General features: G+C 66.2%; 13 protein-coding genes. 8 read left to right on the forward strand and 5 right to left on the reverse strand.

Annotated elements, in window-relative coordinates; genetic code table 11:
* Positions 1–53: 53 nt before the first annotated feature.
* A complete protein-coding gene (locus HLH45_RS03950) occupies positions 54–962 on the reverse strand; it encodes a lipid-binding SYLF domain-containing protein (protein ID WP_008577761.1) in 909 nt (302 codons plus the stop codon).
* A 153-nt stretch (positions 963–1,115) separates the two neighbouring features.
* On the opposite strand from HLH45_RS03950, the gene hemH reads away from it, so the two are divergent.
* From hemH to HLH45_RS03965, 3 genes are read left to right on the forward strand one after another with little or no spacing between them, the layout of a single operon-like run.
* Entirely contained in the window at positions 1,116–2,081 is a 966-nt protein-coding gene (gene hemH, locus HLH45_RS03955; RefSeq protein WP_008577760.1) for a ferrochelatase, read from the forward strand.
* A gap of 2 nt (positions 2,082–2,083) precedes the next feature.
* Positions 2,084–2,944 (forward strand): alpha/beta fold hydrolase, encoded by an 861-nt coding sequence (locus HLH45_RS03960; RefSeq protein ID WP_033479388.1) that lies wholly within the window; start codon positions 2,084–2,086, stop codon positions 2,942–2,944.
* Between the two features lie 7 nt (positions 2,945–2,951).
* Positions 2,952–3,260: a hypothetical protein gene (locus HLH45_RS03965; protein ID WP_008577756.1), complete on the forward strand. Its 309-nt coding sequence runs from the start codon at positions 2,952–2,954 to the stop codon at positions 3,258–3,260.
* 129 nt (positions 3,261–3,389) lie between these two features.
* Here the strand turns inward: HLH45_RS03965 and HLH45_RS03970 are convergent, their stop codons facing one another.
* The 3 genes from HLH45_RS03970 to ttcA all read right to left on the reverse strand — a co-directional run bounded on the left by HLH45_RS03970 (position 3,390) and on the right by ttcA (position 6,623).
* Positions 3,390–4,175, reverse strand: coding sequence for a YgjP family zinc-dependent metalloprotease (locus HLH45_RS03970; RefSeq protein WP_008577754.1), 786 nt, complete (start codon positions 4,173–4,175; stop codon positions 3,390–3,392).
* Between the two features lie 561 nt (positions 4,176–4,736).
* Positions 4,737–5,642, reverse strand: a complete 906-nt coding sequence (locus tag HLH45_RS03975) for a recombination-associated protein RdgC (protein WP_008577753.1) — start codon at positions 5,640–5,642, stop codon at positions 4,737–4,739.
* Positions 5,643–5,705: 63 nt separating this feature from the next.
* Positions 5,706–6,623: a tRNA 2-thiocytidine(32) synthetase TtcA gene (gene ttcA / locus HLH45_RS03980; RefSeq protein WP_046932716.1), complete on the reverse strand. Its 918-nt coding sequence runs from the start codon at positions 6,621–6,623 to the stop codon at positions 5,706–5,708.
* Between the two features lie 623 nt (positions 6,624–7,246).
* On the opposite strand from ttcA, the gene xylA reads away from it, so the two are divergent.
* Positions 7,247–8,584, forward strand: a complete 1,338-nt coding sequence (gene xylA, locus HLH45_RS03985) for a xylose isomerase (RefSeq protein WP_014091471.1) — start codon at positions 7,247–7,249, stop codon at positions 8,582–8,584.
* 212 nt (positions 8,585–8,796) lie between these two features.
* Here xylA and HLH45_RS03990 read toward each other — a convergent pair whose 3' ends face one another.
* Positions 8,797–9,870, reverse strand: coding sequence for a LacI family DNA-binding transcriptional regulator (locus tag HLH45_RS03990; RefSeq protein WP_011349086.1), 1,074 nt, complete (start codon positions 9,868–9,870; stop codon positions 8,797–8,799).
* A gap of 176 nt (positions 9,871–10,046) precedes the next feature.
* On the opposite strand from HLH45_RS03990, the gene HLH45_RS03995 reads away from it, so the two are divergent.
* Genes HLH45_RS03995 through HLH45_RS04010 form a run of 4 tightly spaced genes read left to right on the forward strand, consistent with a single transcriptional unit; the run spans position 10,047 to position 17,168 of the window.
* Positions 10,047–12,242, forward strand: coding sequence for an alpha-glucuronidase family glycosyl hydrolase (locus HLH45_RS03995; protein WP_008577821.1), 2,196 nt, complete (start codon positions 10,047–10,049; stop codon positions 12,240–12,242).
* Positions 12,239–14,203, forward strand: coding sequence for a sialate O-acetylesterase (locus tag HLH45_RS04000; protein ID WP_033479409.1), 1,965 nt, complete (start codon positions 12,239–12,241; stop codon positions 14,201–14,203). The genes HLH45_RS03995 and HLH45_RS04000 overlap by 4 nt, the downstream gene beginning before the upstream one ends.
* Before the next feature lie 11 nt (positions 14,204–14,214).
* On the forward strand, positions 14,215–15,474 hold the full coding sequence (gene manD, locus HLH45_RS04005) for a D-mannonate dehydratase ManD (protein ID WP_008577819.1): 1,260 nt from the start codon (positions 14,215–14,217) through the stop codon (positions 15,472–15,474).
* Positions 15,475–15,497: 23 nt separating this feature from the next.
* Entirely contained in the window at positions 15,498–17,168 is a 1,671-nt protein-coding gene (locus HLH45_RS04010) for a glycoside hydrolase family 43 protein (RefSeq protein ID WP_033479414.1), read from the forward strand.
* Position 17,169: the final 1 nt, after the last annotated feature.

A 17,169-nucleotide genomic window follows, 5' to 3' on the forward strand; every position in this document is an offset into this window, starting at 1 on the left:
AAGATGGAACGCGCAGGATACCCCAGCGCACCGCGCAGGGGGATGACAGTGCGTTAGCGGTTGCCGTCCAGTGATTCGGTGCGGATTTCGCCCTCCGATACCGGCTGAAAACCCTGCTGGGCGGGCGGCGTGGTGCTGGGCTGCATCGGCACGGTACTGGCTTCGCTGGCCGGCGGCGGCACATTGGCCGGTTGCTGTGCCTGCACCGGCGGCGGGGTCTGCGGACGCGGTGCCGGCGGCGCGCCATCGGCGGCGGCATCGGTGCTGCGATTGGCGCGCGCGGTGTAGGTCGCCTCTTCCAGCCGGTCGCGGAAAGCGATCACATCGGTGGATGGGCGTTCGTTGGTGCGGCCTTCGAAAATCATGCGCGGGGTTGCGCCGCTGCCGTAGGCATTGAGGTCGGCGGCATCGTCGATCTGCAGCACCGCACCATCCAGGGCGACGCCGGCGAACAGGCCACGGGCACGCGACCACGACCAGATTTCGGCCTTGAGCTGGCCGTCGGTCGCCGCGGCGGCGTTGCGCCCGACCGGACCTGCCGCCACGCCGGCGTCGGCGCCGAGGGTGAACTTGCCGTTGACGATGTTGTCCAGGCTGCGGTCGTTGCGGAACACCAGCACCACGTCGGAGGACTGCACCCCGGCCTGGAAGCCGATGCTGCCGCCGGTGAGCTTGACGAACACCGGTTGCGACCAGCTGCCGTCGGCATTCTTCATCGACATCAGGCCGTGGCCGCGACGGCCGCCGATCACCAGGCCGGCCTTGAGCGTGTCGGGAATGACCACGATGGCGCGCGCCTCGTCGAGCAGTTTGTCCGGAATGGCCTGCTCGGGGATCTTCATGATCTCGGTGAGCACCCGCACCGCATTGCGTGCGCGCTGGTCTTCTTCCGGGCCGGCGACGGCATGGCCGGCGACCAACGTCAGCGACAACAACAGGGCCAGGCGCGACAAACGAGGCATGACAAGCTCCAAGGAAGAATCCGACAAAGATAGCAATGCCGCGACGTTAGTGCCGGCGCAATGAATCGGTGGTGAGCGCAACCGGCGCGGAAGAGACGGCCGATCACAGCGATCGTTGCGCTGCTGTCGGCAGCGGTGCCCGGCTCTGCCAGAATGGTGCGCATGAACACGACACCCGATACCGCCCTGCTGGTCGTCAACCTGGGCACTCCCGAATCGCCGACCGCCCCGGCCGTGCGCCGCTACCTGGCCGAGTTCCTCAGCGACCGCCGCGTGGTCGCGATTCCGCCACTGTTCTGGAAGCCGCTGCTGTACGGGGTGATCCTGCCGATCCGCGGGCCGAAATCGGCCGAAAAATACGCCAAGGTGTGGTTGCCGGAGGGCTCGCCGCTGGCGGTCTACACGCGCCGCCTGGCCGACGGCCTGCAAGCGGTGATGCCCGACTGGCATGTGGAATGGGCCATGCGCTACGGCGAGCCGGCCTTGCGCAAGACGCTGGACGGGCTGCGCGCGCGCGGCATCAGGCGCATCGTGGTGCTGCCGCTGTATCCGCAGTATTCCACCACCACCACCGCCTCGATCCAGGATGTGGTGGAGGCATGGCGCACCAGCGCGCCGGAGATCGCGGTGGAGGTGATCCAGGACTACTGCGAGGACGCCGGCTGGGTGGCCGCGATCGCCGAGTCGATTCGCGCGCACTGGCAGGTGCATGGGCGCAGCGAAAAATTGATGTTTTCCTTCCACGGCCTGCCGCAGCGCGTGGCCAATGCCGGCGACCCGTATCCGCAGCAGTGCGAACGCAGCGCGCAGGCCATTGCGGCAGCGCTGGGGCTGGGCGCGGACGAGTGGCAGATGGGCTATCAGTCGCGCTTCGGCGCCGAACGCTGGCTGCAGCCGTACGCCGAACCCACGCTGTGGGCATTGGCCGAAGGCGGCGTGCGCAGCTTCGACCTGGTCTGCCCGGGCTTTGCCACCGACTGTCTGGAAACGCTGGAAGAAGTGGCGCTGGGTTTTGCCGAAACGTTGGCCGAGCGTGGTGCCACGCTCAGCTACATCCCCTGCCTCAACGCCAGCGATGCGCATGCGCACGCGCTGGCCGCCGTGGCGCGCCGCGCGTGAAGTTGGAGCCGTTTGCGTGCGACCTGGCCATCGGCCGGGTCACCGGATTGCGCAACCAAGATCGCGGCCCGCGCCGGGTGCTGGCCTTGCATGGCTGGCTGGATAACGCGGCCAGCTTCGTGCCGCTGAGCGCGCATCTGCACGCGCAGGAGCTGGATCTGGTGCTGCTGGATCTGCCCGGCCATGGCCACAGCGCTTGGCTGCCGACAGGCGCCGAATACACGCTCAGCAGCGCGATCGCCATGTTGTTGCAGGTCGCCGATGCTCTGGGCTGGGAGCGCTTCACCGTGCTCGGCCACTCGATGGGCGGCGGCATTGCCAGCCTGCTGGCCGCCGCTGCGCCCGAGCGCGTGGAGGCCTTGATCGCCATCGAGGCGCTAGGCGCCCTGGCCGAGCCCGTGGAAAGCACTGCCACACGCCTGCGCGATGCCGTTGCGTCGGCACGCACGCTGGCAGAGCGGCCGCTGCGGGTGTTTCCGTCGATGGAAATGCCGGTACGCGCGCGCATGATGGCCAACCAACTCACCGAACCGGCTGCACGGCTGCTGGTCGAACGCGGCGTACGCGTGGTGGAAGGTGGCTACAGCTGGTGCAGCGATCCGCGCCTGACCCTGCCCACCGCCATCCGCATGACCGAAGCGCAGATCGACGTGCTGCTGGCCTCCATCGCCTGCCCCGCCCAGGCGATCTTCGCCACGCCCGCACAGGCGTATTTCCCGGAAGCATTGCGCGACCACCGCGTGGCGATGATGCGCGACGCACGCCTGCAGCTGCTGCCCGGCACGCACCACGTGCATATGGAAGTGCCGGAAGCAGTCGCGGCGGTGATCAACGGCTTCTTGGATGGTTTGCGTCACGCGTGATACGCAGATGCCAATCGCGCAGGTGAACGTGGCAGATGCCGCCCGTGTCGTGGGCGCACTCGAATCCTTCGATCGGTGGCATGCGCCGTGGACCTTCATCCAGGCGGTGCGCGCCGCTGCCCACCTGGATGCGGGCGATCGCGTCCTGTTGGAGCAGGCATGGGCAGCGGCGTGTCACGCCGACCACTGGATGTCGGCGCGCACCCTGGACGCAGGCGCTGCGGCTGCAGAACACGTCGTGTCAAAACGCTTTGCCTGGCTGTCGCCGCTGGCCTGCCGGCAACTTGCCCGGGCTGCCTCCTACGCGTGGCGCTAGCGGCGTCTTCGCTGCAGCGTTGACCACTCGCCGGTGCCAGCCGCACCGATCGCCTGTTGCTGTTGCCGCACCCGTAGCTGCACCACTGTCGCGAAAGGCACGTCATCGCAGCCGCGCGCTACGCCTGCGTCACTGCACGTGCAGCAACCGGCGCAGTTGCGCCTTGAGCTGGCGGCCGTGTTCGTGGAAGTAACTGCGTTCCTCGCGCCAAGTGGGAAAACGTTGCTCCACTTCGGCCCAGAACGCAGGCGAGTGGTTGGCCTGCACCAGGTGGCAGAGCTCGTGCACCAGCACGTATTCGAACGCGGAAGGGCGACCAAGCACCAGCGCCAGGTCCAACGCCATCGAGCCATCCGGTGCGAGCGAGCCCCACTGCGAGGACATCACCTTCAGCCGCAGTCGCGCCGGTGCGCGCGGCAGGCCGGGCAGATAACCCGGCAACCAGCGGCCGACATCGGCGCGCGCCTGCGCTTCGTAGAATTCCTTCAAGGTGCGGCGCAGGCCGGCATCGCCCAGGCGGGTGGGCACATGGAACTGCGCCCCGTCGTCGGTGATATCGATGCGTGCATAGCGCCCTTCGTGCCAGCTCAACGGCAGCAACGCACCGCGCAATGGCAGCTGCCCGGGCACGCCACGCTCAAGCGCAGGAAACGCATCGACCTGCTGATACCGCGACAGCTGCGTGGTCAGCCAGTCCAGATGCGCATGCAGAAACCGTTCGCCGGACATCAGGCTTGCGCGCAGCGGCAAGGTCAGCCGTGCGCCGCGCTCGTCGACGCTGAGTTTGATGCGTCGCGCACGCGGATCGCGCACGCGCAGCACTGCGATGTCGCGGCCGTCCAGCTGCACGTGCACGCAGTCGCGTTCGACAACCTGCGAGGGCGGAACAATCAGGCGGCGGACGGGCTTGAACATGCGCACAGGATACCGCCGCGATGTGTCAGGCGGTGAGACGCATCGATTGCCGCACTCGGTGACTGCCAGACCGTGATCGGCGTCGTCCCTGGAAGCGATTGGCCAACCGATGGATCAGTGGTGGGGCAGCTGTTCTGCAACGTTGCTGCCGGGCCCTTGTCCGCCACCGCGCAGGACACATCGCACGTATGTCCTTCACGAGAGCAGCGGAAGAACGCTTTGGTGCGGTGTTCTCAACGCCTGCGGGACTTTTGGCGGCATGGATGCCGCCATCGAATCCCCAGCGACGGGTTCACGGCGTGTCCCGCGACGGCGGGCAGGCAAGGACTCGTCGAGTTGGCCGGTGTGCAGGGCCTTCACTAAAACGATCCGCACCTTGTCTGGTGCGGTGTCCTTGCCGCTTGCGGGACAGTTGGCGGCATGGATGCCGCCGCCGAGCCTCCACGGATGGATTCACGGCGTGTCCCGCGTGTGGCGAGGGCACCGCGCCCTCGACGCACCGAAAGCGTTTGATTCGCGCCACGCATCGCGCCTCGACACCGCCACCGTGAGACGTTCCGGTTACTCGGCCTTGCTCAACTTCAACGCGGTTTCTAGCAACAGGAACAGCCGGCGGATTTCCGCGCTCATCAACGCAAAGCGTGCGTCGAGTTCGGCACGTGCGCCATCGTCTTCGCTGTGTTCGAGCTGATCCAGGGCGCCGTCGAGGAACTTGAGCTTGCGGATCACCAGATCGTCGCCGAGCACGAACGACAGATTGTCGTCCAGCACCAGCGCCAGCTTGGTGACCTGCTTGCCGGCTTCCAGGTGTTTGTCGATCTCGTCGCCGCGCAGTTCCTGGTGCTGGCACTTGACCACCGCGCCGCCTTCGATGGGGTCCTTCATCTCGCACTCTTCGCCCAGGCTGAGGCCTTCGGGCAAGGGTTCGCCGGCGATCCAGCCGGTGAGGATGGCGCGCGGGGCCACTTCGGCATTGAGCGGCAGCGCCGGGAAGCTGCCGAGCGCGCCACGGATCTCGCTCATCACGTTCTCGCCGCTCTTGCGGCTGGAGCTGTTGACCGCGATGTAGCCATGCTGCAGGTCCAGGATGGCGTCGGTGCGCGAGCTCTTGACGAAGGCGCGCGGCAGCAGCTCATGGATCAAATCGTCCTTGAGGCGCTTGCGTGCCTTGCCACCGGGGCGGCGGCCTTCCTTTTCCTCGATCTCGGCCACCTTGCGCTCGAGCAGGTCGTTGACCACCGCGCCGGGCAGGATCTTGTCCTCGCCACCGACGGTGAGCCACAGAAAATCTTCCAGACGGTGCGAGAGCACTTCCTGCTCGTCGCGGCCGAACGGGGAAATGAAACCGCGCGAACTCATTTCCAGCGGCCCGACCGGCTTGAGCTGCACAGGCGGCAGCAAGGTGTCGATCTCGGAGAAGTCCAGGGTGGTGGGAAAGCGGAACAGGGTGAGGTTGCGAAAGAACATGCGTTGGACCGAATGAAGAAAAACGTGGAGGGTGGAAGACTGCCGGCAGCCGGAGCGGCGGCGTCAGTCGCTGTCGTGGGTGGCGTGGCTGGCGGACAGCCACGCGCTGGGATCGGGATCAACATCGCTCGGCGCATCGCCGCTGCGGCCCAGCGCCAGGAAATCGAACAACGTGCGATCGGCCAATTGCTCGGGGCGGACATCGCCCAAGGCGCGGGCGATCTGCTCCACGCGGCCGGGGAACTCGCGGTCCCATTGCTGCAACAGCTTGCCGACCTGCTGGCGCTGCAGGTTTTCCTGGCTGCCGCACAGGTTGCACGGAATGATCGGGAACTGCCGCGCCTGCGCGTACGCCGCGATGTCGGCTTCGCGCACATAGGCCAGCGGGCGGATCACCACATGCGCGCCGTCGTCGCTGCGTAGCTTGGGCGCCATCGCCGCCAGCCGCGCGTGGTGAAACAGGTTCATGAAGAAGGTGGCCACGATGTCGTCGCGGTGATGGCCGAGCGCGATCTTGGTCACGCCATGCGTCTGCGCGTAGGCATACAGCGCGCCGCGCCGCAGCCGCGAGCACAGCGAACACATCGTCTTGCCGGCCGGAATCACCCGGCTGACCACCGAATAGGTGTCCTGCTCGACGATATCGAACGGCACCCCCAGCCCGCGCAGGTAGGCCGGCAGCACATGGGCGGGAAAGTCGGGCTGTTTCTGGTCCAGGTTAACCGCCACCAGGCTGAACGGCACCGGCGCCTTGCGCTGCAACTGCAGCAGCATGTCCAACAAGGTGTAGCTGTCCTTGCCGCCCGACAGACAGACCATGACCTTGTCGCCGGGTGCGATCATGCCGAAATCGGCAATCGCCTGGCCGACCTGGCGCTGCAGGCGTTTGCCCAGGCGTAGCTGTTCGCGCTGCAACCGCTGGCGCGGGTCGCGCGGTGCGGGGTCGGCCAGGGGTTGCGGCAGCGGCAGGACAGCGGTCATAAGCCGGCCATTGTAGCTGCCGGGGGCTGGCAGGCGACGGGGTTGGCTGCGCGCGGGGGTGGCACGCCGACACGCAGCCCTTGTGACGCATTGGACGTTGACGCGGCAGCGGCACGGACGGCTGCAATGGCGCCGGTCGATGCAGACCTGTTGCCTGGACATGGTGTCCTGCGGCCGTTGCCAGGTAACCACTTGCCGGCAGTCCGGCTTTTTGTCCGCAGATGCATGCAGTCGTCAGCGTGCAATGCGCACGGTAGCTGCGCGCATTGTTACTTGCGGGCCGCCTCCATTGACCCGCGTTGCCTGGTGCGGTGCCACAGCACAGCTCGTATCTCGCAGCGCAGCAAGCCTTTCTGCGGCAGGCTCGGTACAGTCGGCAGGTCGCTTGACCCGGGACCGGCATGGCATCTTCAGCTTCGCTACAACGCGCGGCTTTTTTCAGTCGCAGGTGTGGTAGCGCTAACATTTTCTGGCTGGATGCCGATGGCAGTCGCGCGGACGCATCGGTTGCCGGTGCCATGCGCGCTGCGCAACGCGTACGTGGCCATGGCCTGTGCGCTGATGCCGATGTCCCGGTGTAACGCTTTCCCTCTCTTCCCTCCCCTGCTGCAGGAGTTCACCCCATGAGCAACACCGTGTACATCGGCGCGAAAGAATATTTCCCCGGCATCGGCAAGATCGGTTTCGAAGGCCGCGATTCGGACAACCCGCTCGCGTTCAAGGTCTACGACGCCAACAAAACCATCGGCGACAAGACCATGGCCGAGCATCTGCGCTTTGCCGTGGCCTACTGGCACAGCTTCTGCGGCAATGGCGCCGACCCGTTCGGCCCGGGCACGCGGGCGTATCCGTGGGATGCGGGCACTACCGCGTTGAACCGTGCCGAAGCCAAGGCCGATGCGGCGTTCGAGTTCTTCACCAAGCTCGGCGTGCCCTACTACTGCTTCCACGACATCGACCTGGCACCGGATGCCGACGACATCGGCGAGTACGAAAAGAATCTCAAACACATGGTGGGCATCGCCAAGCAGCGTCAGGCCGACACCGGCATCAAGCTGTTGTGGGGCACGGCCAACCTGTTCTCGCATCCGCGCTACATGAATGGTGCATCGACCAACCCGGACTTCAATGTCGTGGCGCGTGCGGCGGTGCAGGTCAAGGCCGCGATCGATGCGACCGTTGAACTCGGTGGCGAGAACTACGTGTTCTGGGGCGGCCGCGAAGGCTATGCCTGCCTGCACAACACGCAGATGAAGCGCGAGCAGGACAACATGGCGCGCTTCCTCACCCTGGCACGTGATTACGGCCGTGCGATTGGCTTCAAGGGCAATTTCCTGATCGAGCCCAAGCCCATGGAGCCGATGAAGCACCAGTACGATTTCGATAGCGCCACGGTGATCGGCTTCCTGCGCCAGCATGGCCTGGACAAAGACTTCAAGCTCAACATCGAGGCCAACCACGCCACGCTGTCGGGCCATAGCTTCGAGCATGACCTGCAGGTGGCATCCGATGCCGGCCTGCTCGGCAGCATCGATGCCAACCGCGGCAACCCGCAGAACGGCTGGGACACCGACCAGTTCCCGACCGATCTGTACGACACCGTCGGCGCCATGCTGGTGGTGCTGCGGCAGGGCGGGCTGGCACCGGGCGGACTGAATTTCGATGCCAAGGTGCGTCGCGAATCGTCCGACCCGCAGGACCTGTTCCTGGCCCACATCGGCGGCATGGATGCGTTCGCACGCGGGCTGGAAGTGGCCAACGCGCTGCTGACCGCCTCGCCGCTGGAACAGTGGCGCGCCGAGCGTTACGCCAGCTTCGACAGCGGCGCCGGCGCGGATTTTGCCGCAGGCAAGACCACGCTGGCCGATCTGGCCAAGCATGCGGCCGGCAATGCGCCCCAGCAGCTCAGCGGCCGCCAGGAAGCGTATGAAAACCTGATCAATCAGTATCTGACGCGTTGAGCATTGCCACTGCATGCGCCTCGCCTCACCTGGCGCGTGCAATGACCGTCTGCATTGCGACGGTGGGCCAGCTATCACTGCAGCGGCCAGCAATGGCTGCCAATGTGATGCGCGGTCACCAGAAACGTGAGCGCACACCGGCAATGCTGGTGTGTTGCATGCAAGCCTGCGAGGCGACCACATCCGGCTTGCGGCATGCAGGGGTCTGATCGCTACGTTGACTCGGCCGCATCGTCCGCTGTCGGTGCGGCCACCGAATCCCGCTTGACCAGCAGGTGCGCGACCACATGATCGACCATCCTTGCCGTACGCTCCTTGGCCCGAATCGTCTTCAGCAAGATGTCCAGCGCGGCATCGGCCATGGCGGCGATGGGCTGCTGCACGGTGGTGATTTCGGGCCACACCGCAGTGGCGGCAGAGGTGTCGTCGAACCCGACCACCGACAGATCGCGCGGCACATCCAGCCCACGCCGGTGCGCGACCGAGATTGCCGCGGCGGCCATGTCGTCGTTGCTGGCGAAGATGGCGCTGGGACGGCGTTTGCGCGCCAGCAATTTTTCCGCGGCAACCAGCCCGGATTTGTAGGTGTAGTCGCCCGGCTGCACCAAGTGCCGATCCAGGCGCAGACCGGCGTCGGCCAGCGCCGCCTGAAAGCCTTCGAAGCGCCGCGTGCTGGCCGACAGATTCGGATGCCCGGCGATGTAGCCGATGCGCGCATGCCCCTGTGCGATCAGATGTTCGGTGATCTCTTTGGCAGCAGCGAATTCGTCGATGCGCACACACGCCACATCCGGGCTGAAATGGTTGGAGGCGATCGCCACCACCGGCACCTTGGCGCGCACCAATTCCAGCACTGCGGCCCTGGATTCGCACAAGGGCGGCGGCAGGATCACACCGGCAACGCCTTTGGCGAGCTTGCGCGCGGCCTTGCGTTCGGCATCGGCGTCCAGGTCGTCCCAGCAGTCGATCACCAGCTGGATCGACGTACGCGATGCCACCCGCAGCACGCCCAGCAGCAACTCGCGCAGGTAGGCACCGCTGGGATCGCTGTAGATCAACGCAATCCGCGTGCTCTGCGCGGCCGCCAGTGCGCTGGCGGCAAGATTGGGCGTGTAGCCCAGCTTGTCGACCGCGCGCATGACCCGTTCGCGGGTGGCATCGCGCACGCTGCCGGTGTTGTTGACCACGCGCGAGACCGTCATCGGCGAGACCTTTGCCAGCGCTGCCACCTCGTCGATGGTGGTCGCGCGGCTGGTGCGGCGGACCGATTTCCTGACCTTCTCCAAGCGTGGCCTCTTCAAATGCGTGCGAAAGCTGCGGGATGCACGGGCGCTGCTGCGGTAACGCGGACGCCGGGTGCAGGTATGACGATGCGAGCCATGGTACCGGGAAGCAGGCAGAGCGGCGATATGCGCCTGCATGCGCCGGTGACGCTCGAGCATGCCGCATGAGCCGGTCTGCAATGCAGCAGCACGACACGGGTGTCGGCGCATTTACGCTGCAGGCAGTGATGTGGGCGGCGCTGTTATGCAGTGGCCTGTTGATCGGCGCCAACGCGCATGCGGAGGATGGCTACGATCTATGGTTGCGCTACCAACCGCTGGCCAATGCCGCGCAATTGCGTGACAGTGCCAGTCAATTGGTCGTCGTTGGCGATTCGCCCACCCTGCATGCAGCACGCGATGAACTGGCGCGCGGCCTGCAGGGATTATTGGGACGCACACCGCCGCGCGTGGACGCGGTAACGCAAGATGGCGCCATCGTCTTGGGCGCCGCCAGCGCGCCACAGATTGCCGCCCTGAAGCTCGATACAGGCCAGTTGGGCCGCGACGGCTATCTGATTCGGAGCGCCGAGGTACATGGGCATCGCATCACCGCCATTGTCGGCGGCAGCGATCTCGGGGTGCTATACGGCACCTTCCACCTGTTGCGCCTGCTGCAGACCGGGCAATCGCTCGCAGCGCTGGATGTGCGCGCGTCGCCACGCTTGCAGCTGCGCATGCTCAATCATTGGGACAATCTCGATGGCCTGGTGGAACGTGGCTATGCCGGTGCGTCGCTGTGGAACTGGCAGACGCTGCCTGGCTATCTGGATCCGCGTTACACCGACTACGCACGTGCCAATGCGTCGCTGGGCATCAATGGAACCGTGCTCAACAACGTCAACGCCAAGGCCTGGAGCCTGACGCCGCAATACCTCGACAAGGCGGCCGCCCTGGCGAAGGTGTTTCGTCCGTACGGGATTCGTGTGTTCCTCAGCGCGCGTTTCAGTGCACCGATCGAAATCGGTGGCCTGAAAACCGCCGACCCGCTGGACCCGCAGGTACGGCGCTGGTGGCGCGATACCGCCGACGCCATCTATGCGCGCATTCCGGATTTCGGCGGGTTCCTGGTCAAGGCCAACTCCGAAGGCCAGCCCGGCCCGCAGGACTATGGACGCAGCCACGCCGATGGCGCGAACCTGCTGGCCGATGCCCTGGCGCCGCACGGCGGGGTAGTGATGTGGCGCGCCTTCGTCTATTCGCATGAGCAGCCGGACGACCGCGCCAAGCAGGCCTACAGCGAGTTCGTGCCGCTGGATGGCGCGTTTGCCGACAACGTGATCGTGCAGGTGAAAAACGGGGCCATCGACTTCCAGCCACGCGAGCCGTTTCACCCATTGTTCGGCGCGATGGGCAAGACGCCATTGATGCCGGAGTTTCAGATCACCAAGGAATATCTGGGTTTTTCCACCCATCTGGCCTATCTGGGCCCGCTGTTTTCCGAGACCTTGCAAGCCGACACCTATGCGCGCGGCAAGGGCTCGACCGTTGCAAAGACAGTGGATGGCAGCTTGTTCGCCGAGAGCAAACGCACACGGCTGACCGGGATCGCCGGTGTGGCCAATATCGGCGCCGATCGCAGCTGGAGCGGCTCGATCTTCGATCAGGCCAACTGGTACGCGTACGGGCGGCTGGCGTGGGACCCGCAGCTGTCGCCGCAGGCCATTGCGCAGGAATGGACGCGCATGACCTTTTCCAACGATCCGGCAGTGGTCGAGCCGGTGGTCGGCATGATGCTGCGTTCGCGCGAGGCAGTGGTGGACTACATGACTCCGCTCGGTCTGCATCACCTGATGGGGCGCGGCCACCATTACGGCCCGGCGCCGTGGGATGCCGGCAGCGAACGTCCGGACTGGGATCCGGTGTATTACCACCGCGCCGACCGCAACGGGATCGGCTTCGACCGCAGCGCCAGCGGCAGCAATGCCGTTGCGCAATATGCGCCGCCGGTGGCGCGCGAGTTCGGCGATGTGCGGCGCGTGCCCGAGCCGTTGCTGCTGTGGTTCCATCATGTGCCGTGGGATCACCGCATGGCCTCCGGCAGACCGCTGTGGGACGAACTGGTGCGACGTTACGACCATGGCGTGGCCGAGGTCGCTGCGATGCGCACGACCTGGCAGCATCTGGCCGGCAAGATCGATGCACAGCGCTACCAGCAGGTCGCCGATTTTCTGGCGATCCAGCAAGGTGAGGCGCAGTGGTGGCGCGATGCCAGCATCGCCTATTTCCAGAGCGTGTCCGGGCGCCCGCTGCCTGCAGGCGTCAGCCCGCCGGCGCACCCGCTGGCGTATTACCAGGCACTGACATTTCCGTATGCACCGGGGAATCCGAAGTGAGCGCATGTCGCGTAAAGATATTGATCGGCACGCTGTCGGCGTTGCTGCTGCCGCAACTTGCGCGCGCCGCGGATGCGCCGCTGCTGCATCCGGTGTTTCAGGACCATGCGGTGCTGCAACGCGACGCGCCGATCCGCCTGTGGGGCGATGCGGCGCCGGGCACGCGTGTGACCGTGCAACTGGACAGTGCGCAGGTGCAGACGCGCGCAGACCGGCAAGGTCACTGGGAGGCGCGCTTGCCCGCGCACGCCGCCGGCGGCCCGTACAGCCTGAAGGCCAGCACTGCCAACGGTGCGATGCAGCAGATCGATGACGTGCTGATCGGCGATGTCTGGCTGTGTTCGGGGCAATCGAACATGGAACTGCAGGTACATCGCACGCTGGATTCGCGCAGCGAGATTGCCGATGCCGAGCACCCCAGCATCCGCATGTTCAAGGTGCCCGCGCAATCCAGCCCGACACCGCAACGCGGTTTCGGCGGCGCTGCAACCTGGCAGCGCACCACACCGGAGACGGTGAAGGACTTTTCGGCTGCCTGTTACTACTTCGCACGCGAGTTGCAGAAGCAGGTCGACGTGCCGATGGGGTTGATCAATGCGTCATGGGGCGGGTCGCAACTGCAGGCCTGGATCGGCGACAAGGCCCTGCGTGCGGCCGGCGACGATGGTCCGGCGCTGGATGTGCTGGCGCGCTATGCAACCGACCCGGTGGCGGCCGCACCGCGGTGGGCCGCGCTGTGGGAACGCTGGTGGCGTGCCCATGGCGAAGGCGAACCGTGGCAGCCGGATGCGCCCGGCCATTGGCAGGATGCGCCGCCGGCCTTGGGCGCATGGGACGACTGGGGCGTGCCGCAACTGGTCGGCTTCAACGGCATGGTCTGGTACCGCACCCGCGTCGAGCTGACCCCGGCACAGGCCGCACAGGACGCCACGTTGCGACTCGGGCCGGTGGACGAACTGGACCAGACCTGGGTCAACGGACGCGGCGTGGGCAGCAGCTATGGCGCCGATCAACCACGTCGCTATGCGCTACCGCGCGGACTGCTGCATGCCGGGCGCAACAGCATCGTGCTCAATGTGCTCAATACCTATCGCCGCGGCGGGCTGCTGGGCGACGCGCCATCGCGCGCACTGCAATTTGCCGATGGCAGCACCGTGGCGCTGGACGCGCCCTGGCAATACCGCATCGTGCCGCAGGCAGTGGGCACGCCACCGCGCGCACCGTGGTCGTCGGCCGCCGGGCTGACCACCTTGTACAACGGCATGATCGCGCCGCTGGAACACCTGGGCCTGCGCGGCGTGCTGTGGTACCAGGGCGAATCCAATACCGGCGATGCAGCGCGTTATCCGGCCTTGCTCACTGCCTGGCAGCGCGACTGGCGGCAGCGCTTCGGTGCAGGCCTGCCGTTGCTGGTGGTGCAGTTGGCCAATTACGGCGCACCGCCTACCCAGCCGACCGACAGCGGCTGGGCGCAATTGCGCGAGGCGCAGCGACGCTTTGTGGCCAGCGACGCGCACGCAGGATTGGCGGTGGCGATCGATATCGGCGACCGCTACGACATCCATCCGGCCAACAAGCAGGAGCTGGGCCGGCGCCTGGCGCGCGCGGCGCGGCATGTGGTGTATGGCGAGGCGATTGCGCCGTCCGGCCCGGTGCCGCGCAGCGTGCAGCGCGAGCGCGACAGCGTGCGCATCGGCTTCGACGATGTCGACACCACGCTACTGAGTTACGGCAACGACGCACCGATCGGCTTCGAGCTGTGCGGCGAGGCGTCCGGCACTTGCCGCTATGCCAGCGCCACACTGCAGGGCCACGATGTCAGCGTGCCCATTCCTTCCGGCATGACCGCAACGCGCGTGCGCTACTGCTGGGCCGACAGCCCGGTGTGCACCTTGTACGACCGCAGCGGCCTGCCGGCCGGCCCGTTCGAACTTCCCATCACTGCCACCTCTTCCCCCTGAGCGAGATCACGATGTCACAGACTTCCGACTCCCCTGCACCGCTGCAAGGCTCTGCCCGCGACCGCGAGATCGTCGAGGCGCGCGTCATCGTCACCTGCCCGGGCCGCAACTTCGTCACCTTGAAGATCCGCACTCGCTCAGGCATCACCGGGCTGGGCGATGCCACCCTCAACGGCCGCGAGCTGGCGGTGGCGGCGTATCTGCAGGAACACCTGGTGCCGAACCTGATCGGCCGCGATGCCGGGCGCATCGAGGACATCTGGCAGTTCTTCTACCGCGGTGCGTACTGGCGGCGTGGACCGGTGACGATGAGCGCGATCGCCGCGGTGGACGTGGCGTTGTGGGACATCCTGGGCAAGATGGCCGGCATGCCGTTGTACCAGCTGCTGGGCGGGCGCTCGCGCGAGGGTGCGTTGGTGTATGGCCATGCCAACGGCCGCGATATCGCCGAAACCAGCGACGAGGTGGGCCGCTTCCGCGAGATGGGCTTCATCGCGATTCGCGCGCAATGCGGCGTGCCCGGCATCAAGAAGACCTACGGCATTTCTGTCGGCGGCAAACCGTACGAACCGGCCGAAAGCGAGCTGCCCACCGAAACCGTGTGGTCCACGCCGCGCTATCTGGGCGTGGTGCCGAAGCTGTTCGAACAGCTGCGCAACGACCACGGCGACGCGATCGAGCTGCTGCACGACGCGCATCATCGGCTGACCCCGATCGAAGCCGCCCGGCTGGGTCGCGACCTGGAGCCGTACCGGCTGTTCTGGCTGGAAGATGCCACACCGGCGGAAAACCAGCGTGCGTTCGAGATCATTCGCCAGCACACCGTGACGCCGCTGGCAGTGGGTGAGGTATTCAACTCAATCTGGGACTGCAAGCACCTGATCGAGCAGCAGCTGATCGACTACATCCGCACCACGATCGTCCACGCTGGCGGCATCACCCATGTGCGCCGGCTGGCCGATTTCGCCGCGCTGCATCAGGTGCGCACCGGCTTCCACGGCGCCACCGACCTCTCGCCGGTGTGCATGGGCGCCGCCCTGCACTTCGACACCTGGGTGCCCAACTTCGGCATCCAGGAATACATGTTCCATTCCGACGAGGCCAATGCGGTGTTCCCGCACGACTACCAATTCCGCGATGGCCGCCTGCACTGCGGCGAGACACCGGGGCATGGCGTGGACATCGACGAAGCGCTTGCAGCGAAGTATCCCTACGTGCCCAAGCAGTTGCCGATCGCGCGACTGGAAGACGGCGCGATGTGGGATTGGTGATGCGCGCGTTTTCTGCCACGTGTGTGGCCCTGCTGATGGCCTTGGCGGTGCCTGCGAACACGCAGGCGCAGGCCGCTGCCGATGTTGCGTTCGACTGGTTCGAATACCGCGGCGACGATGCGGTGTTCGCCACGCCGCTGCCGGCCGGGCACTACCGCAATCCGGTGCTGGCCGGTTTCTATCCGGACCCCAGCATCACGCGTGTGGGAGAGCGCTATTACCTGGTCAATTCGACGTTTACCTACTTTCCGGCGATCCCGGTGCTGGAGAGCACCGATCTTGTGCATTGGACCCAGATCGGCAACGTGGTCGAACGCCGCGAGCAGCTCGACTACGACGGGCTGCGCATGTCGCGCGGCATGTATGCCGCCAGCATCCGCCATCACGACGGGCGTTTTTACGTGGTGGGTACCTCGGTCGACAGCGGTGGCAATTTCATCGCCAGTGCCAGCAATGCGGCGGGCCCATGGTCGGCATTGACATGGCTGCCCAGCATCGACGGCATCGACCCGTCCCTGTTCTTCGATACCGATGGCAGCGCGTACCTGCTCAACAACGGCCCGCCGGAAGGCACGCCGTTGTATGACGGGCATCGCGCGATCTGGATGCAGCGCTTCGATATCGCGAAGAATGCGACTGTCGGCCCGCGCAAGGTGCTGCTCAATGGCGGCGTGGATCTGGCCAGCAAGCCGATCTGGATCGAAGGCCCGCACCTGTATCAACGCGACGGGTGGTACTACCTCTCGTGTGCGGAGGGCGGCACCGGGCCGCAGCATTCGCAGGTGGTGTTGCGCAGCCGCAACGTGTGGGGGCCGTATGCACCGGCACCGAACAACCCCATCCTGACCCAACGCGATCTGCCGGCCGGGCGCGCGCATCCGGTCAGCAACGCCGGTCATGTGGACCTGGTCGACACACCCGATGGGCAGTGGTGGGCGGTGTTTCTCGCCAGCCGTCCGTATCGCGGCGATCACTACAACACCGGGCGCGAAACGTTTTTGCTGCCGGTGCAGTGGCGCGATGGCTGGCCCTCGATCCTGCCGGCGGGACAGCCGATTCCTTACATCGCCAAGGCGCCCGCAGGCATGAAGGCAGGTGCCACGCAGGCACCATTGTCAGGCAACTTCGTCTGGCACGACGATTTCGATCAGGCCACGCTACAACGCGAATGGCTGACCGTGCGCGTGCCAAAGCACGACGTGGCCGACCTGCGCACGCGGGCAGGCTGGTTGACGTTGCATGCCAGCAGCCAGGGGCTGGACGGTACCGGCACGCCCGCGTTTCTCGCACGCCGCCAGCAACATCTGCGTTTCACCGCCAGCACCGCACTGGAGGTCCCGACCCAGGCGGGCATCAGTGCAGGCTTGGCCGCATTTCAGAATTCGACCGCGTGGTATGCACTCGGCGCCCGTCGCGATGGCGATGCCGTCCAGGTATTTCTGGACAAGCGCGAGGGCGCGGCCACCACCACGCTGGCGCAGACCCGCATCCCGGCCACTGCACAGCTGCGGCTGCAGATCAGCGGCGATGGTGGTGCGTATAGCTTCGCCTTCGATGCCGATGGCCGCGGCTGGCAATGGCTACGCCGCAACGACGACGCCAGCTTTCTCAGCACCGAAAAGGCCGGCGGCTTCGTCGGCAGCGTGATCGGGCCATTCGCCCAATCGCATCCCGACCGCCCTTCACAGGACTGAC

The organism is Xanthomonas euvesicatoria, assembly GCF_013112235.1.
Taxonomy (GTDB): domain Bacteria; phylum Pseudomonadota; class Gammaproteobacteria; order Xanthomonadales; family Xanthomonadaceae; genus Xanthomonas; species Xanthomonas euvesicatoria.